The sequence below is a fragment of the Edaphobacter aggregans DSM 19364 genome (assembly GCF_000745965.1).
In the GTDB taxonomy this organism is placed as follows: domain Bacteria; phylum Acidobacteriota; class Terriglobia; order Terriglobales; family Acidobacteriaceae; genus Edaphobacter; species Edaphobacter aggregans.
In genome coordinates, this window is sequence record NZ_JQKI01000019.1 from 60525 (window position 1) to 87517 (window position 26993).

A 26993-nucleotide genomic window follows, 5' to 3' on the forward strand; every position below is an offset into this window, starting at 1 on the left:
TCCGCATCACCGGTCGATATCGGCGAGCACGTAGTCCAGGCTTCCAAGGATGGCCAGGAGATCCGGAATCATCAGGCCGCGGCAGAGCAACGGAAGCATCTGCATGTGAACGAAGGATGGCGTTCGGATGCGCGTCCGGTAGGAGCCGGTGCCACCGTCGCTGATGAGGTAGTAGCTGTAGCTGCCCTTGGTTCCCTCGATGACGCCCATGGCCTCTCCGGGCGGGATGACTGGGCCCCAACTGACGCCGAGGAAGTGGTGGATCAGCGTCTCGATGTCGTGCATGGTGCGTGCCTTGGGCGGCGGTGTCGTGAGTGGGTGGTCGGCGTTGCACGGGCCGGAGGGCATGTTGTCGACGCACTGCCGGATGATGCGGAGGCTTTGACGCATCTCCTCGACGTGGATGACGGCGCGGTCGAAGCAGTCGCCGGTTGACCCGACGGGGATATCGAATTCGAGCTGATCGTAGCAGGCGTAGGGCTGCTTCTTGCGGACGTCCCACTCGAGACCGCAGGCGCGAAGGTTCGGCCCGACCATGCCCCACTCCACGGCTTCGCGAATGGTGCAGCCGCCGACGCCCTTTGTGCGCGCTTTGAAGAGGCTATTCCGCAGGACGGTGCGATCGTATTCGTCGAGCTTGGGGGGAAGATAGGCAAGGAAGTCGCGGAACATGCGGTCCCATCCGTTGGGCAGGTCCTGCGCGACGCCGCCGATGCGGAACCAGTTGGGATGCATACGCGCGCCGCAGATGGCCTCGACGATGCCGAAGGCTCGTTCGCGGTCGTTGAAGAGGTAGAAGACCGGCGACATCTGGCCGAGGTCCTGCGCGAAGGTGCCGTACCAGACGAGGTGGCTGATGATGCGAAAGAGCTCGGCCATCATCACGCGTATCATCTGCCCGCGCGGAGGCACGGTGATGCCGGCGAGCTTTTCCACGGCGGTCAGGTAGGCGAGATTGTTCATCACGCCGCCAAGATAGTCGACGCGGTCGGTGTAGGGGATGTAGGTGTGCCAGGTCTGGCGCTCGCCCATCTTCTCTGCGCCGCGATGATGGAAGCCGATGTCGGGCACGGCGTCGACGATCACTTCGCCGTCAAGTTGGAGGGCGATGCGCAGAACGCCATGGGTGCCGGGGTGTTGCGGGCCAACGTTCAGGAAGAGGAAGTCGAGGCCATCGTGCTCGCGAGACATGCCCCACTCCTCGGGGCGGAATTGCAGGGCCTGCTGCTCGGCGTCCTCCTTTTCAGTGGTCAGGCGGAACGGCCCCATCTCGGTGGCACGGGCGGGGTGATCTTTGCGCAGAGGATGGCCGGACCAGGAGCGCGGCATGAGGATGCGCTCGAGATGCGGATGACCGTCGAAGACGACACCGAACATGTCCCACACCTCGCGCTCGTACCAGTTGGCGGCCGGGAAGATATCGGTGATGGTGGGGAGCACAGGCTGGCCATCGCTGAGCGCGACCTTCAGCCGGACGTAGGAGTTTCGCTCGTAGGAGTAGAGGTGATAGACGACGCTGAAGTCGCTTGGGGGCTGATCGTCGCGATGGATGCGGCCGCGTTCATCGATAGCCGTCAGGTCGAAGAGCATCGTGTATGGGAGGGGGACGTTGAAGCGAAGGGAGCGGATCGTCTCGTGGATGTTGTTCTTCGCGACCCAGAAGGTCGGAATGTCGTCGCGAACCGATTGAGGCGCAGCGGTATCCCCCAGCTCCTGTTGCAGTTCCTGTTCGAGGACGAACCCGCTTGCCATACAGCACCGCCGTTACCGCTAAACGCTATCGGGAGTTCTGAGAACGGTCAGCAGCTGCCGCGCTGCCCGCTTCTCATCCCGCATGGAGGGCATCGGAGGCCGCTCCACGCCTTGTGGCCCAACAACCCAGCTGAGAGGCCGCTTCTCTTTTCCAATTGCATCGCGCAACAACAAGACGCCTTCCAGAAATGCGTCCGGTCTTGGAGGACAGCCGGGCACGTACACGTCGACGGGCAGGAACTTGTCCACGCCCTGCACGACGCTGTAGATGTCGTACATGCCGCCGGAGTTGGCGCAGGAGCCCATGGAGATGACCCAGCGCGGCTCCATCATCTGTTCGTAGAGCCGCTGAATGACGGGCGCCATCTTGATGAAGACGGTTCCGGCGATCACCATGAGGTCGGCTTCGCGGGGAGTTCCGCGGATGACTTCGGCGCCGAACCGCGAGATGTCGTACTTGCTGGTGATGCTGGTGGCCATCTCGACGAAGCAGCAGGAGAGGCCGAAGTTGAAGGGCCACACGGAGTTCTTGCGGCCCCAGGCTACGAGGTCGTCGACACGAGAGAGGATCAGCGTGCGGCGAATCGCTTCGTCTGTGGATTCGGATTGTCTGGCCGGGAGGGAATCACCGGGCCGACTGATCGACCAGCGCATAACGGCACCATCCGTTACGAACTCGCTGCTCGCCTGCTTCCCGGTCCCCAGTCGAGCGCGCCGACGCGCCCCAGGTAGACGAGGGTTGCAAGCAAGACAGCGATAAACAATGCTGCTTCGGCATAGCCAGTCCATCCGAGTTCACGGACGGCTACGGCCCAGGCAAAGATAAAGACTGCTTCCAGATCGAAGATGACAAAGAACATCGCGACCAGATAGAACCTGGCCGACAGGCGCACACGGGCGGAGCCTTGCGAGAGAATGCCTGATTCGTAGGGAGATCCTGTTGCTCGATTGTTGTGTCGCTGCCCCAGCACGAACGAGAGGCCAAGCATGGCAACAACCAGCACGACGACAATGACGAGATAGACAGCCAGCGGCCAAAGGTCCATTGTCCTTCGCCTCGATGCGGCCCGTCCGCGCCACATCGCAAGCAAGTATGAAGGAGGTCAATGAGATTCGCAACTCTCTTGATGCGATTTCGGTTTTCCGGGAACGGGAACGACCTTCGACGAGTCGACTTGCTTCGGTCCACGCTGGTGCAGACGCGGCAGCGGATTTGCGGCATCTTTGATGCGCCGAGACTCGACCTTTGCCTATAAAAACGCCGGACAAGAGCATATGATTGGTGATTAATTGCCAGATTTAAAAGGGCCCTGATTCCGGCGGTTCCGCGCTATTCCATGCAGAAAGGCGCGATAGCCCCGCGGCTGACCATTCCAATGAGCGAAGATGGCGGAATCCGGCGAAAGGAAGAACCCCGGTGGACCGGTGCTGCCGGCGTTCGGACTCCGTCCGGGGAGAGTTCTTCAGAACAGCCGACCCTGCTGAACGTCGATGCCAGGGAGGTCTACTCGAAGAGTGCCGGCACTGAGCCGACTGTCTTCGGCACGCCGTCGCTCTCCGGCGGGGCACCTCCTCCGAGCCTACCGCTTCTGGAACCGGGCACGACGATCGGCGGCCGCTACGAGATCCTCGAGATGCTCGGCGTCGGCGGGATGGGCGAGGTCTATAAGGCCCGGGACCTCGCGCTGGGGCGCATGGTGGCCTTGAAGGTGATCCGGCCGGAGCTGGTGCGCAATGCTGCGATCATCGATCGCTTCAAACAGGAGATACTGCTCTCGAGCACGGTCACGCACAAGAACGTCATCCGCATCTACGACCTCGGTGAAGCCGATGGGATGAAGTTCATCACGATGGAGTACGTCGAGGGACGGGACCTTCGTGCAGTCCTTCACGATCGAGGCAAGTTCAGCGTTACCGACGCGATCGCGATCGTGCGGCAGGTCTGTTACGCGCTCGAGGCCGCGCACGCCGCGGGCGTGATCCACCGCGACCTGAAGCCCCAGAACATCATGTGCGAGCCCAGTGGGCGCATCCTCGTGATGGACTTTGGACTGGCGCGCACGCTGGACGACACCGGTCTGACGCAGTCCGGCAACCTGGTGGGGACGCTTGAGTATATGTCGCCGGAGCAGGCGCTGGCCAAGGACATCGATCAGCGATCGGACCTGTTCGCGCTGGGCATCCTCTTCTACGAGCTTCTGAGCGGACGGGCGCCGTTCCAGGCGCACAGCGCGGTCGCCAGCCTGATTCTTCGCACGCAGGAGAGCGTGGAGCCGCTCAGCCATCTTGACCCGGAGATTCCCGAGGGCCTGTCGAACATCGTCTCGAAGTGCCTGGAGCGGGAGGTCGATCTTCGCTATCAAAGCGCCTCCGAGCTTCGCGCCGATCTCGATGCTTATGAGGGCGGCGGTGTTCCTGCGGCGGCAAGCCTTACCTTCCGGTCTGTCTCGCCGCCTTCGTCGAAGATCGCTGCGATTCGTGCGGAGCCGTGGAAGTGGGGCGCAGTTGCCGCTGCGGTAGTTGTAGCTCTTGCGCTGCTCGGCTTCCTGTATCGCGACAGGATCGGCGGGCGGGCGCGCCCGCAATCCGCAGCGGCGACGCCGGGCATCTCGCTTGCGGTGTTTCCGCTTCGCAACGCCTCGGGCATCTCCAGCCTGGACTGGATGAGCGCGAGCCTGGCGGACATGATCAGCACGGCGATCGGCCAGTCCGCACAACTTCGTACGGTGTCGCCGGAGCGGATGCGCCAGGTCTTCGGAGACCTGCGGCTTACACCGGAGTCGACGATCGATGAGCCTACGCTGCGCAGGATTGCGGAGTTTGCCTCGGCCGACACCACGGTCTCGGGCCAGTACACACGGATTGGCGATCAGCTCTACATCGAGGTCGCGATCGAGGACCTGAAGAACGGTCACTCCACGACGCTGAAGGCGCAATCTCTCGAGAAGGATCTTCCGAGGACGATCAACAATCTGGCCGATTCGATTCGCAAGAATCTTGCGCTCTCCTCGTCGGCTATGAAGGAGGTCGAGGCGCAGTCGCTTCAGCCGACCTCGGCCTCGGTGGATGCCCTGCGGGAGTACAACGAGGCCCTGGCGATGACGCGGGCGGGAAGAAACATCGACGCGCAGAGCCGGCTCTCGGCTGCGGTGGATGCCGACTCGCGCTTTGCGCTGGCCTATGCGCTGCTGAGTCACGTAAAGGCCGAGCTTGGCTACCAGGCCGAGGCGGAGCAGATCTCCCGTCGCGCGGTGGAGCTTGCCGAGAGCCAGAACCTTCCCCCGCTTGCGCGGCGCCTGACTCAGGCAAACCATCTTCGCGTGACGCGGCAGAACGATAAGGCGATCGCGGCGTACGAGAGCCTCGCGCGCAACCTGCCCGCGGACGAGGACCTGAAGTATGTGCTCAGCAGCCTGTATATCGAGACGAGCGACTATGAGAAGGCGCGTGCCGAGACCACCAGCCTGCTGCAGGGAGACCCAAAGAGCATTCGCGGCCTCTGGCAGATGGGTGTTATCGAGCTCACGAGTAACAATCCGCAGGCGGCGCTCGATCCGCTGAACCAGGCGCTGAGCCTTACGATCCAGACCGATAACCAGGAGTCGAAGGCGCTGGTGCTGCTTGCGATCGGAATCTCATACCGGCTGCTGAACAAGCCGGAGGACGCGCTGCGCAACTACCAGGAGTCGATTGCGATCAACGAGAGAATCGGGCAGAAGCGGGGCGTTGCGGCGGCGCTGGCGGAGATGGCGCAGGTGCAGGCTGGCTCGGGAGACTCCAACGGAGCGCTGGCCAGCTATCAGAAGGGGCTGAAGCTGCTGCGTGAGATCGGCATGACGAAGGAAGTCGGCGACACCCTGATGGACATGGGGACGCTGCTCCTTGACCGCGGTCAGACCGACCAGGCGCTGGCTGCCTATCAGGAGGCGCTGCGCACGCAGCGGGAGAGCGGCGACGAGAACTTCGAGGCTCTCTGCCTGAGCAACATCGCTTCGGTGTACGGATCGCGGGGCGACACGGGAAGCGCGTTGACCTACTACCAGCAGGCTCTGCATCTGCGAGAGAAGCTTGGCGTGCCGGGCTTCATCGCGGAGAGCCTGATGGGGATGGGCACGACGTACTTTCAGGATGGCCAGTACGATGAGGCGCTCACGTCGCTCGTTCGGGGGCTCGATCTTGCGCGGAAGGCCGACGATACGCGCGAAGCCGCGCGCCTCTCGCACCAGATGGGACTGCTGTTTGTGGAGCGAGGCCGCTACGGGGCGGGCATTAGCTCCATGCAGGATGCGCTGAACGGGCTGAAGAAGGCCGGCGATCAGAAGAGCCGGGATATGGCCGAGGTTCAGAATGATCTGGCGACGGCGTTTGCCCGCGCCGGTCGACTGAATGAGGCGCAGGCTCCGCTTGAGAATGCGCAGACCATAGCTCGCGATCTGAAGAGCGACGCGCTGATGGCGGAGGTTCTGAACACACGCGGCGACATCGAGTTCTACGGCGGCAATTTGTCCGTGGCGAGTCCGCAGTATCAGAAGGCACTGCAGACGATTGGCCGCAAGGACGAGAGAACCATCGTTGCAGAGACGCGGCTGAATCTCGCGCGGGTGGCGCTGGGACAGGGGCGCGCGAAGGAGGCAGAGAAGTTACTCGCTCCTCTGCTAAGCAAGAGCGAGTACCCGAAGCACCTGTCGCTGGCGATCTCGACGGCTTACGCTGAGGCTCTGATCCGCAGCAACGAAGCAGCGCGTGCGCGGCAGATATTGCTGGCGGACCTCGGTGATACGGAGAAGGCCGGCATGCGGCCTCTGACCGCGAACATCTACTACCTGCTGGCGCTTGCAGCGAAGGCCGGTGGAAACCTGGACGATGCTGCAAGCTATAGCCGTCAGGCTGTGAAGGCGCTGGACGCTGTACGAGCGGAGCCGGGCGGCGACAAGGTTCTCGATCGCGCCGATCTGGGCGCTCTTTACAAGGACTGCAACACCCTGATGGCAACGGCGAAACACTAACCGTTGCCATCAAGAGTGGATCAGCGACGCACGAGGGTCTTGGCCGTTGAGGTGTTGTTCCCGGGATGCGGATCGGAGTTGGCGCTTTCGACGCTTACCGTATTCGACAGCACGGCGTTCGCCGGCGCCGTTACTTTGACGACGATCTGCACACCGATGCCGCTGAGGGAAGACAGCGAGAGCGGCTTCAACTGACCGGCATCGCAGACCACCATGTTCCCCGCCACGGAGCAGGCGCTTGCCTGCGGCGCGTGGCATCCGCCAAACAGCGCGCAGGAGATGTCCTCGAAGCCGGCGCTGACGAAGGTCGTTCCCGGAGGCAGCGCATCCTTGATCTTGATCCCGACGGCCGTCGAAGGCCCGAAGTTGACGGCCAGCATGTTGTAGGTCAGCAGCGAGCCTGTCCGAACGGTCGGGGGGGCAAGCTGCAGAATCGACATGTCGGCGGAGGACTGAACCACGTTGTAGGTCAGTTGCGCCGCTGCGCCGGAGTTGCCTGCGAAGTCTACTGTTGGGACAGTGAGGGTGTGGCTGCCCGGAGTTGATGTGTCCAAGGTGGCGGTCAGGGTTCCGGTGTTCAATGTTCCTGGCGCTCCGAGCGTCTTTGCGCCGCAGGTCGCTATTCCAGAGCGGTCGTCGGTGCAGGTATAGCTCGCCGTGACCGGCTGATTCAGCACAAATGCGTTCGGTGTTCCGTTGATGGTCGACGGCTGAGAAGAGAGCGTGAGACCGCCCGGGATCATCGGGGCAACCGTGTCCACGTTGATCGGCACGGTGTAGAACGTGGTTGCCCATCCCCCATTGCCGACCGCGGTGAACTTAAGCTCCTCGGTGCCGGCGCAGTCCTGGGCGAAGTAGTGGAGGGCATACTGCCCATCCGCGGGCACCGAGATGGCCTGCGACGGCGGCACGAACGTAGAAGCTGCCGGCGAGAGAGGATTTGCCGGTGCAGGGCAGCCGGCCGGATTCGTGAGCGTCACGTCACCCGGTACCTGGAGCTTCGTTGGGGGAACCGCGTCAACCGTCGAGATGCCGTAGGTGATGCTCTTGATCGGCGAGGGCACGAAGTTCTGGTGGTTGGATACGGTGTCGGGCAGCATGGGCGGCTCGCTCGACAGCGAGAGGTTGATGTTGTGGCTATTCACCCAGCCCGCGTGCTGTCCCTGCACGGTCACGGTGGTCAGATCTTCGGGGACCTGGGAGACGGAGATAAAGGTGGAGTTGGGATGCGTGCCGGTGCCGTCGAAGTCCATGTCCGCACTGAAGTCGAGCTGAGCAAAGCCGAGGGCAAACTCTGCGTCCTCGCGCGACTCTACAAAGCCGAGCGCGAACAAGGGCGGCCCCGTCATCGATGAGGGGGACGGAGCCGCGGCGAGAGCCGAGGCTCCAGGTGACGAGAGATTGGTGAGCAGGTTCTGCGGGCAGTCCTCTGCCTGCAATCCGGTCGCGGGATCGAAGCCGCACGGGCCGCCGGTCCAGCCTTCTCCCGCCATCAGAAATCCGACGCCCTGGTGGTAGGTCTTTCCGTTCGGCCCGACGATATCCGGCAGGGTGAAGATTGGGCCCGTGAACTTGTCGCTGAAGATCTCATCGCGAAGTTGCGAGACAGGGCAGAGCGCTCCGACGGACGTCGCTCCCGAACCCACCTGGCAGGTGAGGGTGTACAGCTTGCAGGCAGGCGATCCGTTCAGTAGCTCGCCGTTGTGGACGAGGCAGCTTGAGGTGGCGAACGATGTTCCGCGCGCGTACTGGCTCTGCCAGAGAGCAGGATCGAGCGGCATGTCGCTGGTGTTGGGAATGGTGCTGTCGGCGATGCTGACCTGACCGTTCTGTTTGGATTGGGTGAGGTCATAGGTAAAGCCGACGTTCTGTCCGGGTGTCGAGTTGAAGTCGAAGTCTTGGTTCAGGTCGTCCGGCGAAGGATTGTTGCCCGGGATGGGATTGCCCGTGATCATCGCGGGGCCGGTCACGCCGCTCGAGGTGCAGCTCGTCACCAGGTAGAGCGATGCGTTCGCCAGCAGGGATCCCGTGTCCACCACGTCGATCTTCGCCTGTTGCGCGCCATCGACAAAGAGGCTGCTGACGTCGATCGGTGCAACGCCGAAGGTAGCGGTGTAAGTATCGAGGTCGGAGCCGACGAGATCAAACGCCGCGCTGCGATAGTTCTCGTTGAAGCAGTTGTTCTGCGTGCCCGACGGGCCCGGCTCGGTGTTTCCTCCACGACAGATATTGGCGGGTGTGCCCGACGCTGAGCCGGTCGTGACTGCGAGGTTGATGTAGTTGTCGACCAGCACGCTTCCCGTGCCATCGGGCGTCGAGGAGAGGACAACGTGGATGGGGCCGCTCGCGGCGTCGCATGTCAGGTTCACGGTCGCGCTGTTGAACGTGTTCGGCTGGCTGCTCGATGTACCGTCGGTCGAGGTCCGAACATGAGTCGAGCCGAAGAGCTTGACGGCATTCTGGGCTTGGGCAAATTCACTCCCACCCAAGAGAAGTGAAGATGAAACCGCGACGTAGACCAGAAGCCTGCTCTTTGCCATTACATTTCCCCTATTCCTTCCGGAACAGCACATGGAATACAACATGCCTGGACTGGCCCGGAAAACCGCCTTATTGCGGGCCCAAAACACAAGTTACGGGGAGGAGGTTCGATGTTCCGCTCTTGGGAAAGTAATGTCAAGATGCAATACTTTGCCTGCAGGAGGGAAAGAATGGAGCTTCACGGTAAAAACCTGATCGGCGGGGAGCTATCCGCAGAGGGCCAGCGCAGCATCGTGGCCCGCAACCCCGCCACGGGAAAAGATTTGTTCCCTGGTTTCTTCGAGGCGACATCGTCCGAGGTGGACCGCGCCGTTCGACTGGCTGCGGATGCAGCGCTGCCGTTCTCGCAGTGCTCGCCGGAAAAGCTTGCCGCTTTTCTGATCGAGATCGCCGATCAGATTCAGAGACTGGGCGATGAGCTGCTGGCGCGGGCGTCCAGCGAGTCGGGCCTCGGACTGGACCGGCTGACGGGCGAGCGTGCGCGGACGCTGAATCAGATCCGCCTGTTCGCCGAGATCGTTCGCAGCGGCTCCTGGCTGCAGCCGTTCATCGACCGCGCGCTGCCGGATCGCAAGCCGCTGCCGCGCCCCGACCTGCGGCGCACGTGCATTCCCATCGGGCCGGTCGTGGTCTTCGGCGCGAGCAACTTCCCGCTCGCCTTCTCGGTCGCCGGGGGCGATACGGTCTCTGCGCTTGCGGCGGGAAACCCCGTCATCGTCAAAGGCCATCCGGCGCATCCGGGAACCTCGGAGATGGTCGCGACCGCGATCCGCAAGGCAGTGGAGGCCTCCAGTCTTCCGGATGGAGTCTTCTCGCTCGTGCAGGGAGCCTCTCCTCGCGTGAGCATCGATCTCGTCACGCATCCGGACCTTCGCGCGGTGGGATTTACCGGTTCGGAGCGTGCCGGGCGCGCGCTCTTTGACGCCGCGGCCCGCAGAGCGAATCCGATTCCGGTCTATGCCGAGATGGGCAGCGTCAATCCGGTCTTCCTGCTCCCCAGCGCTGTGGCCGATGCCGAACGAATTGCGCGCGGTGTCTTCGGATCGTTCACGCTCGGCGTCGGTCAGTTCTGCACCAAGCCCGGGCTGGTGATCGGTGAGAGCGGCGCGGCGTTCGAGGGCCTTCGCGGCAGGCTGGCTGAACTGGTGCGCGACGCTCCTGCGGGAACGATGCTGTACGGCGGGATTCGCGATGCGTTCCGCCAGCGCGTCGGTGAGGCAGCAGAGGTCGACGGTGTCACGGAGGTCATGGCGGCGGTGCCTGCAGTCGTCGAGACGAGCGATAAGGCCGAGGCGCGTGCTCATCTGCTCTCGGTCGATGCGGGCACGTGGCTCGAAAACCAGGAGCTGCACGAAGAGATCTTCGGACCGGCGACTGTTGCTGTGGGTTGCGACTCGCGAGCGCAGATGACGGCGGTTGCGAATGCGCTCGAGGGCAACCTGACCGCGACGGTTCACGGAACGCCAGAGGAACTTGAAGAGTACGCGGATATGATCGCGATCCTGCGCGGCAAGGTGGGGCGCATCATCTTCAACGGCTATCCCACCGGTGTCGAGGTGAGCTATGCGATGCATCACGGCGGTCCTTATCCGGCGACGACGGACGCGAAGTATACGTCGGTGGGCGCCACGGCGATCTATCGGTTCGTCCGTCCGGTCTGCTACCAGGACTTTCCGGATGCCAGCCTGCCGGACGAACTCAAGAACGCCAATCCACGCGGCCTGTGGAGAGTGGTGGACGGCAGGCTGACGCAGGAGGGATGGTAAGCAAAGGCAGAAGGAGCGAGGATCTCTCCTCGCTCCTTCGGTACAGCAGGTGTGGTTGTGCAGTTCTAAGCAGCGAACTTGCGTGAGGCGAAGCCGACCAGGCCGAGAGCACCGCTGCCGAACAGCAGCAGCGCCGAGGGCTCAGGCGCAGTGGCAGATGCAACGTTCGCGCTGATGGTGCCGACGGAGTTCTTGTTGGTGAGGTCATCGTTGTACGCGTAGAACAACGAAATGGTGTCGAAGTCATTGTCGACTTTGCCCGACGTCAGGCTGCCGTCGTAGTGAAGACCAGCCAGAGCGCCATTGAAGAACGTCGCCCAGGTCAGCGAGGTGGTATCTGCAAGCGTGAAGATGTCGCCTCCGATGTTGAACGACAGACTGGTGATGCGGTTTCCTGAAACTCCAGGCTGAGAGAAGAAATCGAACCCGCTTCCCGGAGTGTCATCCAGAGTGATGGAGCCTGTGCCGCCAGCGACGTTGCCTCCAATGAGGCCGCCGAAGCTGGTGAGCGTGAGGTTGTAGGTGATGGGCGAGGCGTGGGCTGCAGGAACTACAGCCAGTCCGAGAATCAGAACCAGAGCAGACAAGATTTTGCGCATAAAATTGAGTGGGTCCTTTCCCGTAATCGCAGCGTGCGTTATCTCCAAGCTGCAACATGACTTACAGCTCGTCAACGGGAAAGGGTTTTCTTCGAAATGCGCATAAAGCTGCACGTTGGCGGCGTTGGATGGGCAAAACATTGCAGGGCATTTAATGCACCATTCAGCGGCAATGAAAAGTCAGAGCTTAGCGGACGGAGACTGATTGAGCAACATGCAATCTACTGCACATCCCGAAAGTGGTTCGCGCGGCGAAGATTTTCGCTACTGTAACGCGATGCCCATTCCAAGCAGCCAAAGCGATCGTCAGGCCGTCTGCGGAACGGCTGCCGTTGCGGGTGCCTGAGGGCGCTGAGCGATGCCATAGCGATAGCTGGCGGCGACGAAGTCGCGGAAGAGCGGATGCGGCTCGAGCGGCTTCGATTTGAACTCGGGGTGGAACTGGCAGCCGAGGAAGAACGGGTGGCCGGGAATCTCGACGATCTCGACGTAGGTGGCGTCGGGAGTGGTTCCCGTGAGTCGAAGGCCTCCGCCGGTGAGGATGGCCTCGTACTCGCGGTTGAACTCGTAGCGGTGGCGATGGCGCTCAGAGATGTCGGTGGTTTCGTAGGCCTGCGCTGCCAGCGAGCCGGGCTCGAGGACGCAGGGCCAGGCTCCGAGGCGCATGGTTCCGCCCATCTCTTCGACGCCGGTGAGCTCGCGGAGCTTATAGATGATGCGGTGCGGCGTTGCAGGGTCGAACTCGCCGGAGTTGGCGCCGGCGAGGCCGCAGACGTTGCGCGCAAACTCGATGCAGGCGGTCTGCATGCCGAGGCAGATGCCGAAGTAGGGCGTTCCGGTCTCGCGGGCGAAGCGGATGGCGTTGAGCATGCCTTCGATTCCGCGCTTGCCGAAGCCTCCGGGGACGAGGATTCCGTCGAAGCCGGCGAGCTGGTGGATGAACTCGCTGGTTGGCTTGCCTTCGGCGTCGCGGGTCTCGAGGCCCTCGGCTTCGATCCAGGTGACGCGGAGCTTGAGGTTGTGGGCGAGCGCGCCGTGAACGAGGGCTTCCTTGAGGGACTTGTAGGAGTCCTCGTACTCGACGTACTTGCCGACGATGGCGATAGAGACCTCGTCCTGCGGGTTGTAGGCGCGGTAGACGATGTCCTGCCACTTGGAGAGGTCGGGAGCGGAGGCGTTGATGTGGAGGTACTTGAGGGCGAGCTCGTCGACGCCTTCCTGTGCGAAGTTCAGGGGGACTTCGTAGATGCTGGGGACGTCGCGGGCCGCGATGACGGCGGCCTCTTCGACGTTGCAGAAGGCGGCGATCTTCTGGCGCATCTCGCGGGGAACGGCGCGGTCGGTGCGGCAGAGCAGGATATCGGGCTGGATTCCGATGGAGAGCATCTCCTTGACGGAGTGCTGGGTTGGCTTGGTCTTGAGCTCCTGCGCGGCGGCGATCCAGGGGATCAGGGTGACGTGGACGAAGACGGTGTTCTCGCGGCCGAGGTCCTGGCGCATCTGGCGGATGGCCTCGAGGAAGGGAAGCGACTCGATGTCGCCGACCGTTCCGCCGATCTCGACGATGGTGACGTCGGTGTCCTGCGCGACCTTGCGCATGGCGTTCTTGATCTCGTTGGTGACGTGCGGGATAACCTGCACGGTCTTGCCGAGATAATCGCCGCGGCGCTCCTTGGTGATGATCTGCTCGTAGATGCGGCCTGTGGTCAGGTTGTTGTCGCGGGAGAGACGTGCGTGGGTGAAGCGCTCGTAGTGGCCGAGGTCGAGGTCGGTCTCGGCTCCGTCATCGGTGACGAAGACCTCGCCATGCTGGAACGGAGACATGGTTCCGGGATCGACGTTGAGGTAGGGATCGAACTTCATCAGGTTGACGCGGAGACCGCGGGCTTCGAGCAGGCAGCCGATGGAGGCCGCTGCGAGACCTTTTCCTAACGAAGACACAACGCCGCCCGTTACGAAGATGTACTTTGCAGACATTTCCGCGACCTCTTGAGATTGATTGGAAGTTTGTGCGTGCTGTGCACGATTAAGTATCGCAGGGTCTTCCATTCCAATCAAGGCGACGGGAAAGGCCGGGATGCGGGAGGTACCCCCTCCCCTGGGCCCAGCGGGATGTCTTTTTATTTCATCAATTTAGGCGTTTTCAGCAGGCCAAAATATTGAAAAGACATGGTTTACGGGTCAAAATCTTGATTCTAAACGAGAAATCCCCGGATGGTGTCCGGGGCTTTTCTGACTCTGTTTAAAGACTAGCAGATCGAAGGTAATTAATCGGCACTTTATATTTCTTTTGGAATGAGTTGTTTAGGCGAAAATGGGACTTGACAAGGTTTTGGACGGGTAGCGTATGCAGGGATCCTTCTGAAGTTCTTGTCGTTGGAGCAATGTGTGAAAAGCCATACCCCGTGGGCTGAAAGCCCCTTCTCTGTCGGCGGGACGGAGAGAGCCTAGCCTGAAGGCTTGGCGTAGCCAGAGGAGGTTCGAGCTTTGCTCGAATGTCCCACACATGCCGCGATGAGGCTGCGTCATCTATGGGGCACCCCGGCGAAGGCGCGATCCGCTTAGGCGATTTTGGCCGAGGGGGGAAGCCCGAAGGACGAAGCGACTAGAAATCCTCGCTGAACCCACGCCCCGCCCGCCGTCAGGGCAGCCTTTCGTTGACACGAATAGGCAGGAGGACTAGCCTCGCCGCAGAGGAAACTCAAAGCGGAAATCGCGGGTCGGTATGGGCAAACCTCCATCAGACCATCATGCGCATCGGTGCAGTTTTCACCCCGATCGGCGAGACCCTTATCTTCGCCTCAACACAGTCACGGTTTTCGTCCGCGACCAGGAACGAAGTCTTCGATTCTTCGTAGACCAGCTTGGATTTAATCTCGCCTATGATTTTTGCCTTCCCTCAGGCGATCGCTGGCTGGCCGTATCTCCCCCCGACGGCACGGCAATGATTTCGCTGGCCGTTCCAGATCCGTCCGCGGAGGAGTGCAGGCTCATTGGGCGTGCAACACAGATTTCTTTCTTAACCGAGAATATCTCCGCAAAGTTTGAGGAGTGGCGAGAGCGCGGAGTGCATTTTCAAGGAGTGCCCCAGAGTCAACTGGGGGGCGGCATTTCCGTGACCTTCGAAGATGTGGACCACAACTCGTTTACCCTTCTGTGCCTTGACGAGATGACACAGGAAATTGAGTCGGAACGCCTCGCCCACGCCGAGAGGCACGCATTGGAACAACGAACGATCTTGGAATTAGAGGTTGCCAGGCAGACACAGGCAAGACTCTTTCCGCAAACGCCGCCATCTCTTAAAAGCCTCGACTGCGAGGCCGCTTGCTTTCAGGCACGAGCCGTGGGCGGCGATTATTTCGATTTTCTGGACCTCGGGCGCGAACACATGGGATTGGTAATCGGTGATATCTCCGGGAAAGGAACCGCAGCCGCGCTTTTGATGGCCAACTTACAAGCCCATCTGCGCAATCTCTGCCCGACGTATTGGAATCGCCCGTATGTGCCATTCGTCAAGGAGCAGCCAGCGCGATTCCTGCAAACGGTCAATCGGCTCTTCTACGAAAATACGCGCGGAAACGCTTACTCAACACTGTTCTTTGGAGAATTTGACGACAGCACGCGAAGGCTGCGTTATTCGAATTGTGGTCATCCGTCAGCGCTTCTCTTACAAAGCGACGGCCACTTGCAAAGGCTCGACTCAACCTGCACGGTTCTGGGGCTGTTCAATGGCTGGGATGGTGATGTCGGGGAGTGTCAACTCTCCTCGGGCGACACTCTCGCGCTCTATACAGACGGAGTGATCGAAGCGTTCAACGACGCCGGAGAAGAGTTTGGAGAGCAGCGCTTGGTCGAAGCCTTGCAGCAATATCGTGAACTCCCCACGCCGGCGCTGCTTGCCTCGGTGGCGGATGAGGTTCGACAATTCAGCCCTCAGGAACAAACAGACGACTTTACCCTGATCGTAGCCAAATGTAGATGAGCTTAGGCACTTGGCAAATTTCCATAAAAGTGACGGGTGTGAACTCAGGCTCCGCAGGGAACACCAACTTTCCAAGGAGGGTGCCCCATCTGGGCTATTACCAATACCATGCTGTGCCCGGCAACACGAGTGTTCTGATCCGGCGCAGTCAGCGAGCACAGGTGCGGTGGGAGCGACTTACCCCACCGTTGAACCGATGGGTTCCCCAACCTCGCGTCCTGCATCCCTATCCTGACGCACGCTTCTACGCCAACTAATCCATCGTAGGAGCCGTATGCGTAGACGCGCACGCACGGATCTGTGCGATTCTGGATGGCTCACAGGGAGGAAGCGGAGAGAACCAAGGCAATAAGCGGGGGCGGTGCGAGGCCGCCCAACCGCTTAGAAGAGGTAGGCCTTGTTGACGTTTGGCATGGAGGGGTGGGCGAGCAGGTGGGTGATGGCGAAGTCGGATGGGCTGCGGCGGCACTGGCTTGGGGTTTCGCCGGAGTAGGTGTGGCCGTAGCGCTCACCGATCTCTAGGACGCGCTGGATCTGGCCCTGTGAGGGGACGGTGGAGCGGTAGGGGCTCTCGCGGTGGCAGGGGAGGCCGGCGCGCTCGTAGAAGCGGCCGAGGTTGGGGGTGCAGGTGATGAGGAGGCGAACGTCGGAGGTGGTGGGGTTGCGGAAGCCGTGCACGGCTCCGGGTCGGACGTTGATCATCTCGCCGGGGACGGCGAAGCACCATTCGAGGCCTGAGGAGGTCTCGGTGGCGAACTCGGGTGCGCCTTCGAGAACGAGGAAGGCCTCCTGGTCGGGGTGGGAGTGCGGGGGGGCGACGACGCCCGGGGGGACGGTCGCCTCAAGCACGCAGTAACGGTTGTTGGTCTCGACGTCGGTGAGCTTCCACTGCAGTTCGACACCCAGGAGATCAAACTTTTCGGACTTGTTCATGGTTAGTCGCGTTCCCTTTATTATTTTTTCTTCTTTACCTCTACGAGGCGGGGCCCGGTGATGGATTTTGTTGCGTGGATGAGGGTTTCAAGCGCCCAGGAGACGGCCTTTTCGGCCTCGGGTGCGGAGAGCTGGCCGCGATCGCGGAGGAGCTGCCAGAAGGGCGCGCTGTAGACAGAGACGAAGACGGCGATGATGCGTGACTTTTCGCGCTCGGGGAGACCTTCGATGATGGGGGCGAGGCTTTGGGTGAAGGCGGCGCGGCCTTCGACGCCTCCGCGCTCGCGGACCTCGGTCCCGGCTGGGGAGTTGAGGACGGCGCGGACGAGGGTCTCGTTGGCGTCGAACTCGCGGAAGACGGTCTGGGCCATGGGGAGGATCTCGTCCTCGGTGATGGGGAAGCGGGTGTGTGTGGCCTCGCGGAGGCGCTCCCAGAGGGCCTGGAGGAGGCTGGCACGGTCGGGAAAGTGGCGGTAGACGGTGCGGGCGCTCATGCCGGCGGCCTCGGCGATGGACTCGTGGGAGAAGGTGCCGCGGGGGCCCTGGCCGAGCTGGTGCATGGCGATCTCGAGGATCTGCTCGCGGGTGGCTGCGGTCTGTCGGTCGCGGAGGGTGCGGGATTCTGCCGTCATGACAGTATTCTGTCATTATGGCGGATGGCTGTCAAAATTATAATTTTTGTTTTATGGGTGAAAGTTAGCGGTGACTAGCCGGGAATACTGAGGGCGACCCAGCGAGCGGTTGTGCATGCTGGTCCCATTCGACTTCGCTCAGGGCAGGCTCTTCGACTGCGCGCTTCGCGCTCCGCTCAGGACAGGAGAAAGGGATGTCTGTTTCGGTCCGCTTTTTGGCTGGGGTGGTGCTTTTGTGCCGGGCCTTTCAGGGCTAGGATGAGGTTCACATGGGCTGACGGGATGGCCGAAAAGGAGCGTTCGACATGAGCAAAGGGCAGACGGCGCTGGTGGTGGTGGATGTACAGGAATCGTTTCGGCATCGGGCTTACTGGGATGACCGGGATGTTCCGGCGTTTGTGCAGCGGTTGCAGGCGTTGATCGATGGGGCGAAGGCGCAGGGGGTTCCGGTCGTGCAGGTGCTGCATGTGGAGGGGACAGGGGTGTTTTCGGTGGCCTCGGGGCATGTGCGGACTCTGGAGGGGGTGGAGATCGAGCCGGAGGTGCGGTTTGAGAAGCGGAGCCACAGCGCGCTGGTGGGGTCGGGGCTGGATGTCTGGCTGGTGCAGCAGGGGATTGGGCGGCTGATCGTCTGCGGTATACGGACGGAGCAGTGCTGCGAGACGACGACGCGGCATGCGTCGGACCTGGGGTACGAGGTGGACTTTGTGACCGAGGCGACGATGACGTGGGCGATGACAGACCGGCAGGGGAGGGAGTGGTCGCCGGAGGAGATCAGGGCGCGGACGGAGCTGGTGCTGGATGGGCGGTTTGCGACGGTGGTGAGGGTGGATGAGGCTCTGGAGCGCGCATTGGAGGCGGTGGAGCAGGAGGTGGCGGCGTGATGGGTATCTACGGTTTGCGGGAGAATGGTGGCCCAGTCGAAAGAAATGCAGGTCCTTCGACTCCGCTGCGCTCCGCTCAGGGCGACAAATCTTTGGGGGGCGAGAGAACGAACGCAGGTTCTTCGACTTCGCTGCGCTCCGCTCAGGATGACAAATCTTTGGAGGGGCGCGAGGTGGTGCCGGTGTTTGCTGCGCTGACGCAGCCTACGCTGCTGCTGGATGTGGCGGGGCCGATGGAGGTTCTGCGGCTGGCGAATCTCTTTCAGGACGCAGTGCGGTTCGAGGTGCGGTATGTGGGGCCGCTGAACTCGGTGATGACGTCGATCGGGATTGCGCTGACGGGGATTGGGCAGCTGCCGGCGGAGCTTCCGGAGAAGGCGATGGTGATGCTGTTTGGTGACGTGGAGAAGGTGATGATGCCGGCGGGGTGGCCTGCTCCGCAGAGGGATGTAAGGGGGGATGCGGAGATTGTGGCGTGGCTGAAGGATGTGGTGAGGCCGGGACATACGGTGGTGTCGATCTGCGCGGGCGCGATGCTGGCGGCAAGGGCGGGGCTGCTGGATGGCTATGCTTGCACGACGCATTATCTGGATTGCGAGGAGCTGGCGAGTGTGGCTCCGGCGGCGAAGGTGGTGGAGAACCGGCTGTTTGTGGAGGACAAGGACCGCTTTACGAGTGCGGGGGTGACGGCGGGGATCGACCTGATGCTGTATATGGTGAGCCAGAGGCTGGGGGATGCGGTGGCGGCGGCGATTGCGCGGTACCTGGTGGTGTATCTGCGGAGAGGAGGGGCGGAGCCGCAGATCTCACCGTGGCTGGAGGGGAGGAACCATGTGCATCCTGCGGTGCACAGGGTCCAGGACGCGATGATGAAGAATCCGGCGGAGAGTTGGCAGCTGGGCAAGCTGGCGAGAATGGCGGGGGCGAGCAGCAGACATCTGACGCGACTGTTTCAGGAGTATGCGGGGATGAGTGTGACGGAGTACAAGAACAATCTGCGCGTCGCGCTGGCGAGGCAGATGCTGAGTCAGACGGAGATGGATATAGAGCAGGTGGCGGAGAAGGCGGGGTTCGGGTCGGCTCGTCAGATGCGGCGGGCGTGGCGGAGGGTGTATGAGGGGGCTCCGCGGGAGGCGAGGGGTGAGGGCATGCATTAGCCGGTCGTTCCGTGGCGGTCCGATAGGAACTACTGAGATTCTTCGCCTTCGGCGCAGAATGACGACTGTATGAGGCTTCATGACGGTTGTCTTATGCTTTGCCGGGGTGGACGCGGGGGCGGAGGTTGTCGAGGTGGTGCTGCATGTGGGCGATGTAGTCCTCGATGAGGAAGCCGAGGGTGATGGGGTTTCCGGCTACGGCGGCCTGGTTGGGTAGGGCGCTTGGTGGCACGTTGCGGATGGTCCAGACGATGTGCTCGTTGAGGGCGAACCAGAGGGCGAGGACCTCGGCCCACTCGCGGTCGCGGTAGTGCTGGATCTGGACCCAGGACTCCTGGGCGTAGCCGGGCATGTTCTCGGACGCGATCTGCATGCGGACGATGCGGGAGAGGTTGTTGACGGCGGAGTCGGTGAGGTGGCCGATGACCTCTTTTGCGCACCACTTGCCTTCGCGCTCGGGAATGGAGGCGTCGGCGTCGGAGAGGGTGACGAGCCAGGGAACGGCGTTGCGAAGGGTGGCGAAGAGGCGCTCAGAGAGCTCGACGGGGTCGAGGAGAGCGAGGTCGGTTGGTGAGGTGTAGGTCAGGCCCATCCAAAAGCTCCTTGATTGAGTTCGATGTTGAGTTGGATGCTTGGTGCGGGGGTGGATGTTGGAGAGGACTCCAGGTAGATGGAGATGACGTCGAAGCGCACCGGGGCTTCGCGGGCGCGGGGCGGGAGGCGGTGGAGGTAGGCGCGGGCGAGCCGGCGGAGGATGCGCTGCTTGTCGGGGTCCACGGCAAGCTCGGCGGGGACTGCGTCGCGGCGGGTTCGGGTTTTGACTTCGACGATGCAGAGGGTGTGGCCGTGCCCGGCGACGAGGTCGACGTCGCCGCGGAGCTTTGGGGTGCGCCAGCGGTGGGCGACGATGGTATAGCCGAGGCGGCGGAGATGGAAGAGAGCCTCACGCTCGCCGCGGGTGCCGGTCTCGAGGTGTGGGGCGGTGCGGGGTGCGCGCGAGAACGCGGAGAGGCGGCGGAGCGCCCATGCCTGTGCGCCGATCCACAATCTGTGTGTGGAGCTGACCGCGGTCGTTTGAGCCATGCGCTCCAGCTTAATCGATTTGCGCGGCGTGTGGGTTTAAGGGTAGCTAAGATCGTTGCGTTGGGAGGCGAGCGTCTAATATAGCGAGGGAAGATTGAGGTGGAGTGACGATGACGCTATTGAATGCACCGACGTACGACCCAGGCAAGGAGAAGCGAAAGACGGGCCTGGTGTTTGGAGGGATTGCGCTGGTTCTGCTGACGGCGGTGGTGGGAGTGGGAGGGTATCTGCTGGGGCATGGGTGGTTCTTTACGAACCTGCGGGCCGAGCACAGGGTGGATCAGTTCTTTAAGGCACTGGAGGCGCAGGACTACAACAAGGCGTATGCGATCTGGATGAATGATCCGGATTGGCAGAAGCATCCGGAGAAGTATGAGTACACGGTGAAGCGGTTCACGGAGGACTGGACGACGGAGAGTCCGGTGGGGGTGATCAAGTCGCACAAGGTGGACATCTCGAAGACGGACGGGACGGGGACGTTCGGGACGGGAATTATTGTGGCGGTGCGGGTGAATGGGGACCACAAGATCTTTATGTGGTACGAGAAGAAGGATGGGACGCTGACGTATCCGGCTCCGCATGAGCTTGAGTACAACTAGCGGTTTGGTGTTCAGAGGTTTGTGGTTCAGAATAGTGGCATAGAGATCTCCTGGTCCCTATGCTGGCGCACCCGTTCTCCTATCGGCGAGCCAACTCTCAGGAACTCATGCTGCTCTTATATTTATCTGCCGGTAATCATTTGGCTTAATGATCGGCATTGTCTCTGGACGAGAGCGCTTGACGAAACGGTCACTTTTCCAGTTGCAGTCTGATTTTTCGGTTACGGCCTGACTACCTCAGTGTGGTCCCGCCTTGCCTGATCTCCCGGGACACTCTGAAGAGCCTCAAATGCATCAAATGTCCTATTCCCAGGTCACATCAACGGATCAAACATGATCGATACGCGTTCCACGCACGTTCACTACGGAAAGGCCGTCGTTTCCTCTGCACTTGAGCGACTCGAACGGATCTCAGCCGCAATTGAAAGGCTGCCGATTCGCGTGCCAATCCTTTTCTTTCTTGCACTGTACTTCTCGATCGCTATAGCCAAGGCGAAGAGCAGGCTTATGTGGGACGACGAGTTCTTCACTCTATACATCTCCCGGATCGGCACAATGAAGGGCATTCTGGAGGCGCTTGCCACGGGAGCCGACCAGCATCCTCCCCCCTTCTACTACCTCACGCACCTGCTTACGGTTCTCTTCGGCACGAGCCACCTTACGGTGCGTCTTCTGCCGATGCTTGGCTACGGCCTGATGTGTGTTTGTCTCTTTTTGATCCTCTACCGCCGAACGTCTTTACTCTGGGCTTTCCTCGGGATGATTCTTCCCATTGCCTCCAGCGCCTTTTACTACGCCACTGAGGCACGAGGTTACGGGGTCGAGCTTGGCTTCTGCGCTCTCGCCCTGCTCGCCTGGCAACGTGTTACCTCCTCCTCCAGCAAGCGCGCCTGGTGGCTTCTTACTCTCTTCATGGCCTGTGGGATGGCTGTCTCGAGCCATTACTATGCTGTCCTTTTCGTCTTTGCCCTTGCGCTCGGGGAGCTCGCGCGCACGATTCAACTAAAGCGCTTTGATTTCCTGGTCTGGCTCTCATTTTTCGGAGCAGCGATTCCTCTTCTCGTATTCCTCGGCACCATCCGCAAGGCCAGCGAATACTCTGCACACTTCTGGGCAGTTCCCATCTGGGGAGCTCTCCTGGAGTACTACGTACAGATGCTGGGCGAGCTCGCCAACATTCTCGTGGTCGGCGCAGTTCCCTATCTGATTATGCTTCTCCGCTCCGAGAGCCAAGAAGAGAACTACCGTGCCGAGATCTGTCGCTTTTCCACCTACGAGGTGATTGCCTGGAGTGCAATCGCGGCGGTTCCCGTCTTCGCGATGATCCTCGCCAAGACGGTCACCCATGGGTACGTTGAGAGGTACGCCATCTCGGCGATTGTCGGAGCCATTGTTCTTCTCTGTCATTTCGGCTACGCCGTAGCTCCCCGCCCGCGCAGCTTCGCCCTCGTTCTCTGTGTCGCCGGGCTCCTCTACATTGTCCCTTACAGCGTCCGGCTGGTTCTCATCAACCGGCTCGCCGTGGTCAAACTCGGAGGAAATCTGTCGATGATCGACGCTCGCAGCACCTCACCTCTGGTGCTGGGCGATTACACTCTCTTTCATCAGGCATCGTTCTACGCTCCGCGCAAGCAGATCCAGAACTTGCTGTATGTTGCCGATCCGCTTGCATCCGTTGAGTACATCTCCAAGGACACCGTAGACCGTAGTGCCATAGGGATGAGGCCATGGTTCCCGCTTAACATCATGACGCGTAAGGGATTCGTCGCGACCCACAGCGATTTTCTCGTTTACAGCTATGTAGGATCCTGGACCTGGATCACTTATGTACTTTTACCGCCGTACTACGAGACCAGCCTGCTTGATCGCCATGAGGGTGAGATTCTGCTCAAGGCGCACCGTGTTGGCAACGCACCTGCCGACGAAAGCGACGACTCGCCGTTGCAACCGGCTAGCGAGTCGTTATTCGACAAGATGAGCAAGGACGGTCCTTCGCTGTGTAAACAGTGGATGCCACACGACGGCTTCTGTGACGAGGTGGAAAAGCGAAGGCAACAAGCAGATGCGGACCGCTAGCGAACATTCAAAAGCGAAACGTGACGCAGAGACAGGCGCACGGGGTACGTCATGCGCCGGGTGCTGTTTTAGCTTTTGACGGCCTCCCACTTTGCTTCGCCGTATTCGCTCTCCTGGGGGAACGTTGGGTTGCGATCTATGTACGCAAAGGAGGCGGGTGTTCCAAAGGGACAGATGACCTGCACGGTGGAGGGATTTGCGACCGTTCCTTTTGCAGCTTCATTCACCCATTTCCTTCTAAATGAGTTCGTAGCATATGTGCCGCATCGCACAGACGGACAAACTAAACTGCTTCGGACACTATTACTGCGATATTCCACTTGTTCTTCTGAGGTCTGAGAGGATCAAGGGACAACATCCTTTCGAAATATATTGAAGGTCGACGTTCACGCGTTGCGCGCATGCGCGACGATCGCCTCATGACCGAGTTCAATTAGCAACCGGCTTACCCACGGTGAATGCGTTCCGGTCTCCAGTGCGATCCGGCTCCGTGGCGTCGCTCCGAAAGTCTTCTCAGTGCCTTGAGGCGTCGTGCTCACCTTCTGCTCCAGCAAGACCTCACCTGCCTCACCCAGCACGCAATAAGAGCTCGATCTATCGCCCACGTCCAGACCGATGGTCAGGCGTCGGTCCTGCTCGTTGAGTGTCCGCTGAATCATCGTGGTGGTAAGCTTTTTCATCGCCGGTCTCCTCTATCTCCCTGCGCTTCGAGCGCGTCGATAACTTGGGAGCTTAACGCATCCCGCTGGAGACCGGCCTTCTCTTCCATCTGTTGTCAGGAATTAACTTTCATGCAAGGTTATAAAGCTATTGCGGGAACCTGTTTTAGGCGAATGTAGGCATGCCCAAGCTCATTGAAGCCCTTTGAATGTCCTTGCTTCCTGCTAAGACGTGGACTGGATTTCTCGCTTTGCAGTCAACCGATCACTCCCTAGCTACTCCTTCACGCTTGCGCAGAGGACCTCGACTAGACAGCCTCCACTCGCTTTTAGTCGCAGGATCCCCCCGCCCTCAATATCGGTTACCATTCGCGAACGGGCCTCCGCAAAACCCAGGGACGTGACCACGCATACACGCGCTAAGCTGGACCCCATCGCGAGTTGGAAGCAGGGAATGAGTTCCACATGCGACGTCGTTCGCGACACCCTTTAGAACACGATCTTTGGTGATTTGGATTGCCCAAGACTGTTACACTTTACCGCTACAATGGCACCCGCTCTTGTGCATACGCCGAACGTGGATGTGGAAGCGCTCATGAACCGTATTTCCGGAGGTTGCAGGATGAAATGCAAGATCTGCTACGCAGAGAGCCGCTACCAGTTTTCTGAGATTGTGCTCTCGAAGCACTTATGTCGCTATTTCTACTGCGCCGGATGCGGTTTTCTTCAGACTGAGGAGCCCTACTGGTTAGATGAGGCTTATCAAAGCGCAATTGCTGCAGCCGATACCGGCCTTGTACTTCGTAATATCTCCCTCTCGAAGAAACTTGCTCCCCTCCTCTATTTCATGTTTGGTGGTGAAGGCAGGTACCTCGATTTCGCCGGCGGTTACGGTATGTTTACCCGTCTTATGAGGGATATCGGTTTTGACTACTATTGGACCGATCTGTATTGTCAGAATTTGCTGGCGCGTGGATTTGAAATCTCTTCGGCGAAGCTACCGTTTACTGCGGTCACGGCGTTTGAAGTGCTGGAGCACGTTCCTGATCCGATGGAGTTCCTGGCGCAAGCTCTTGATCGTGCTTCAACACGCACGATCATCGTTTCGACCGAATTGTTTGAAGGTGCCCCCCCAAATCAAGACTGGTGGTATTACACGTTTGCAACGGGGCAACACATCTCTTTTTATCAGCGCCGCACACTGGAGTTCCTCGGCGCGAAACTGGGCCTTAATCTCTATTCACATGGCTCACTGCACATGTTTACAGACAAGAAGATTAGACCCTCTATCTACCGGTTCCTGACGTATACACGCGTCAGCAAGCTCTTGTCGATCATTCCGCAGCTTGTCCTGACTTCCAAGACCGTATCCGACCATGTCAGCATTATGAAGGGTCGACTGCAGTCAACAGGAGGCGCTCCAAGTAGCAAAGCCTTAGATGAGGCTTGTCGTTGATCCAGCTTGAGGTGTCGTCTGTCAGACGGTCAAACTAAACGAAGGATCGTCACGCAACATCGTACTCGACCCGCCTTATAGAGGATCAAACCGCAGCCACTGTTGGACCTCGAAACGCCCTTCAGAGCAGAGGATCCACCGATCTATCTCCGGGAAGCCATCGAGTTCCTTGATCGTCCAAGGATTACGAGGTCCTGGAGACCAGGTCGTTGCGCTGTGTGTCTTGGAAGCGGCCTTAATGAGGCGTTCCATCTCCCCTTGGGGATCGGCATAGATATGGGCATGAGTTTCGACGACGATCAGCGAATCCTTCAGGAAGGCAAAAACTTCTTCTGTAAGTACTTTGAATTCCGCGCCTTCAATGTCTATAAGAAACATTGTCTCCTGCGGGTTGATCTTGTGAGCGCGGAGCATATCATCAAAGTGATCCGAGGCAGTGCCTAGGATCGTTATCTTGTCCGAGACGCCGTTTTCAGCAGCCAGCCGGGCGATGGCTGCGCGGCACTCAGGCAGGGATTCGAAAGCTACGGAGCGATCGACTCTGCCACTATGAAGAAGACCGACCGCGTAATATCCGTCTGCAGCGCCGACATCGACAAACACTCGGAAGCGAGCAGGAGCCCCCACAAGGTTCTCGATAACTTCCTGCTCGTATAGGCCAAGAATCATACCCCCCTGCTCCGATCGGCCCCAATGAGGATTGTCTAACCAACGCATCCCAGCAAATGGGCCATACTGAACAATACCGCCGCACTGTGCAAAGATCTTCCGTGACAAGCGACGGCGATAAAGGCCCACAACACGGCGAAAGTTGATGTGACGCCTAAGGGTTTTTGCGACATAGTTAAGCAATGACGGTCCTCGATGCGAATGGGAATCTTACGCCATTGTAAGCTCCTCACGGTAAAAAAGTAGATACGCCAATTGTTATCTCTGGGCGGTCGAGGCTGATTTGCCATGCTCCCGGCCTCGACACAGAACTCTCTACTAAAAGGGAACTGCACTCAACAGGAGGCGCTCCAAGTAGCAAAGCTTTAGATGAGGCTTGTCGTTGATCCGGCTTGAGGTGTCGTCAGATCGTCAGATCGAAGGTCTTCGATTCACAGCTAATGGACGCAGTCTCGCCATAAGACCCCGCCACTTACACATCGCCCATGCCACTGGCAACGATCGCCTGCCATAATTTTTGGCAATGATCTGAAAAAATTCTGTGATTGCCGCTGCAGTTGGCATGTTGGACACGCCGTCGGTTGCATGCAGCGCGACTACAGTGTCGAAAATCCTCGCTCGCGCACCCGCTCGTAAGAGGCGTTGATTCACGTCAAAATCGGCAAAGATTTTGTAGGCTATGTCGTAGGTCGGAAACATCTCGCGCCGGAAGAATGTTCCCTGATGATGGAGCGTGTTGTTGAAGCGCAGGGCCATGCTGTAGCTTGGTCGGAATTCCGAACAGCCATCGAGCGATACACGGAATGCCACAATGTCAAGACCCTCCTCCTTTGCTCTCTGTAGCTCCTCCATCGGGATCGTTAGAAGCTTGTCTCCGGCGTTCAAGTGGAGGAGAAAGGTTCCACGAGCGTGGGCGATGGCTTTGTTCATCGCGTCGTATATTCCGCGATCGGGCTCGCTTAACCAATAATCGATAGAGCTATTCTGCTGCTGCAAAAACTCGACTGTTCCATCCTTGGATCCGCCATCAACAACAATCAACTCAATGTGTTGATTCTTCAGCTTTAGGACAGCATCAAGAAGCTCCGGCAGGACCGAGCGTGCATTGAAGACGACAGTAATGATCGAGACAAGCGGTGATGTAACGAATGCGTCCGTCGCCATCCGGCTACCGCCCTCTCGTCGAATCGGCATTTTGT

Annotated in this window: 22 protein-coding genes; 8 read left to right on the plus strand and 14 right to left on the minus strand. The window is 60.2% G+C overall.

Annotated features, from left to right (window positions below; genetic code table 11):
* Positions 1-6 precede the first annotated feature (6 nt).
* Genes nuoC through ndhC form a run of 3 tightly spaced genes read right to left on the minus strand, consistent with a single transcriptional unit; the run spans position 7 to position 2798 of the window.
* Entirely contained in the window at positions 7-1752 is a 1746-nt protein-coding gene (nuoC, locus tag Q363_RS09925; protein ID WP_035349651.1) for an NADH-quinone oxidoreductase subunit C/D, read from the minus strand.
* A gap of 18 nt (positions 1753-1770) precedes the next feature.
* The gene (locus Q363_RS09930) at positions 1771-2406 is read right to left on the minus strand and encodes an NADH-quinone oxidoreductase subunit B (RefSeq protein WP_035349652.1); all 636 of its coding nucleotides are present in this window, start codon (positions 2404-2406) and stop codon (positions 1771-1773) included.
* A 14-nt stretch (positions 2407-2420) separates the two neighbouring features.
* On the minus strand, positions 2421-2798 hold the full coding sequence (gene ndhC, locus Q363_RS09935) for an NADH-quinone oxidoreductase subunit A (RefSeq protein WP_035349653.1): 378 nt from the start codon (positions 2796-2798) through the stop codon (positions 2421-2423).
* Between the two features lie 291 nt (positions 2799-3089).
* Here ndhC and Q363_RS35965 point away from each other — a divergent pair, with 291 nt between their 5' ends.
* Entirely contained in the window at positions 3090-6758 is a 3669-nt protein-coding gene (locus tag Q363_RS35965; protein WP_084080193.1) for a protein kinase domain-containing protein, read from the plus strand.
* Between the two features lie 20 nt (positions 6759-6778).
* Here the strand turns inward: Q363_RS35965 and Q363_RS09945 are convergent, their stop codons facing one another.
* Positions 6779-9298 (minus strand): DUF11 domain-containing protein, encoded by a 2520-nt coding sequence (locus Q363_RS09945; RefSeq protein WP_035349654.1) that lies wholly within the window; start codon positions 9296-9298, stop codon positions 6779-6781.
* 171 nt (positions 9299-9469) lie between these two features.
* Between Q363_RS09945 and Q363_RS09950 the strand changes: the two genes are divergently transcribed.
* The gene (locus Q363_RS09950) at positions 9470-11065 is read left to right on the plus strand and encodes an aldehyde dehydrogenase (NADP(+)) (RefSeq protein WP_035349655.1); all 1596 of its coding nucleotides are present in this window, start codon (positions 9470-9472) and stop codon (positions 11063-11065) included.
* 65 nt (positions 11066-11130) lie between these two features.
* On the opposite strand, the gene Q363_RS09955 is transcribed toward Q363_RS09950, so the two are convergent.
* Together Q363_RS09955 and Q363_RS09960 are read right to left on the minus strand one after the other, a co-directional pair.
* The gene (locus Q363_RS09955; RefSeq protein ID WP_035349656.1) at positions 11131-11664 is read right to left on the minus strand and encodes a PEP-CTERM sorting domain-containing protein; all 534 of its coding nucleotides are present in this window, start codon (positions 11662-11664) and stop codon (positions 11131-11133) included.
* A gap of 306 nt (positions 11665-11970) precedes the next feature.
* On the minus strand, positions 11971-13641 hold the full coding sequence (locus Q363_RS09960; RefSeq protein ID WP_035349657.1) for a CTP synthase: 1671 nt from the start codon (positions 13639-13641) through the stop codon (positions 11971-11973).
* Between the two features lie 748 nt (positions 13642-14389).
* Between Q363_RS09960 and Q363_RS09965 the strand changes: the two genes are divergently transcribed.
* A complete protein-coding gene (locus tag Q363_RS09965) occupies positions 14390-15646 on the plus strand; it encodes a PP2C family protein-serine/threonine phosphatase (protein ID WP_051978613.1) in 1257 nt (418 codons plus the stop codon).
* A gap of 381 nt (positions 15647-16027) precedes the next feature.
* Here Q363_RS09965 and Q363_RS35970 read toward each other — a convergent pair whose 3' ends face one another.
* Both Q363_RS35970 and Q363_RS09975 read right to left on the minus strand, forming a co-directional pair.
* Positions 16028-16579, minus strand: a complete 552-nt coding sequence (locus Q363_RS35970; RefSeq protein WP_051978614.1) for a cupin domain-containing protein — start codon at positions 16577-16579, stop codon at positions 16028-16030.
* 20 nt (positions 16580-16599) lie between these two features.
* Complete coding sequence (locus Q363_RS09975) at positions 16600-17211, minus strand: TetR/AcrR family transcriptional regulator (RefSeq protein WP_035349658.1); 612 nt, start codon at positions 17209-17211, stop codon at positions 16600-16602.
* 305 nt (positions 17212-17516) lie between these two features.
* Here Q363_RS09975 and Q363_RS09980 point away from each other — a divergent pair, with 305 nt between their 5' ends.
* Together Q363_RS09980 and Q363_RS09985 are read left to right on the plus strand one after the other, a co-directional pair.
* On the plus strand, positions 17517-18095 hold the full coding sequence (locus tag Q363_RS09980; protein ID WP_035349659.1) for an isochorismatase family protein: 579 nt from the start codon (positions 17517-17519) through the stop codon (positions 18093-18095).
* Entirely contained in the window at positions 18095-19252 is a 1158-nt protein-coding gene (locus tag Q363_RS09985; protein ID WP_245632146.1) for a GlxA family transcriptional regulator, read from the plus strand. Before Q363_RS09980 ends, Q363_RS09985 begins: the two co-directional genes overlap by 1 nt.
* A gap of 91 nt (positions 19253-19343) precedes the next feature.
* Here Q363_RS09985 and Q363_RS09990 read toward each other — a convergent pair whose 3' ends face one another.
* Both Q363_RS09990 and Q363_RS09995 read right to left on the minus strand, forming a co-directional pair.
* Positions 19344-19844, minus strand: coding sequence for a DinB family protein (locus Q363_RS09990; protein ID WP_051978615.1), 501 nt, complete (start codon positions 19842-19844; stop codon positions 19344-19346).
* Entirely contained in the window at positions 19835-20335 is a 501-nt protein-coding gene (locus Q363_RS09995) for a YraN family protein (protein WP_051978616.1), read from the minus strand. The genes Q363_RS09990 and Q363_RS09995 overlap by 10 nt, the downstream gene beginning before the upstream one ends.
* Positions 20336-20445: 110 nt before the next feature.
* Between Q363_RS09995 and Q363_RS10000 the strand changes: the two genes are divergently transcribed.
* Together Q363_RS10000 and Q363_RS10005 are read left to right on the plus strand one after the other, a co-directional pair.
* A complete protein-coding gene (locus Q363_RS10000; RefSeq protein WP_035349660.1) occupies positions 20446-20934 on the plus strand; it encodes a hypothetical protein in 489 nt (162 codons plus the stop codon).
* Positions 20935-21267: 333 nt separating this feature from the next.
* Positions 21268-23010: a glycosyltransferase family 39 protein gene (locus Q363_RS10005; RefSeq protein ID WP_035349661.1), complete on the plus strand. Its 1743-nt coding sequence runs from the start codon at positions 21268-21270 to the stop codon at positions 23008-23010.
* A 68-nt stretch (positions 23011-23078) separates the two neighbouring features.
* On the opposite strand, the gene Q363_RS40355 is transcribed toward Q363_RS10005, so the two are convergent.
* Positions 23079-23237, minus strand: a complete 159-nt coding sequence (locus Q363_RS40355; protein WP_157466716.1) for a hypothetical protein — start codon at positions 23235-23237, stop codon at positions 23079-23081.
* Positions 23238-23396: 159 nt separating this feature from the next.
* On the minus strand, positions 23397-23690 hold the full coding sequence (locus Q363_RS10010) for a hypothetical protein (RefSeq protein WP_035349662.1): 294 nt from the start codon (positions 23688-23690) through the stop codon (positions 23397-23399).
* Between the two features lie 574 nt (positions 23691-24264).
* Here Q363_RS10010 and Q363_RS10015 point away from each other — a divergent pair.
* Complete coding sequence (locus tag Q363_RS10015) at positions 24265-25125, plus strand: class I SAM-dependent methyltransferase (RefSeq protein ID WP_211256157.1); 861 nt, start codon at positions 24265-24267, stop codon at positions 25123-25125.
* Positions 25126-25200: 75 nt separating this feature from the next.
* On the opposite strand, the gene Q363_RS10020 is transcribed toward Q363_RS10015, so the two are convergent.
* Together Q363_RS10020 and Q363_RS10025 are read right to left on the minus strand one after the other, a co-directional pair.
* A complete protein-coding gene (locus tag Q363_RS10020) occupies positions 25201-25794 on the minus strand; it encodes a class I SAM-dependent methyltransferase (RefSeq protein ID WP_035349663.1) in 594 nt (197 codons plus the stop codon).
* Positions 25795-26205: 411 nt separating this feature from the next.
* Positions 26206-26958 (minus strand): glycosyltransferase family 2 protein, encoded by a 753-nt coding sequence (locus tag Q363_RS10025; RefSeq protein WP_035349664.1) that lies wholly within the window; start codon positions 26956-26958, stop codon positions 26206-26208.
* Between the last annotated feature and the right edge of the window lie 35 nt (positions 26959-26993).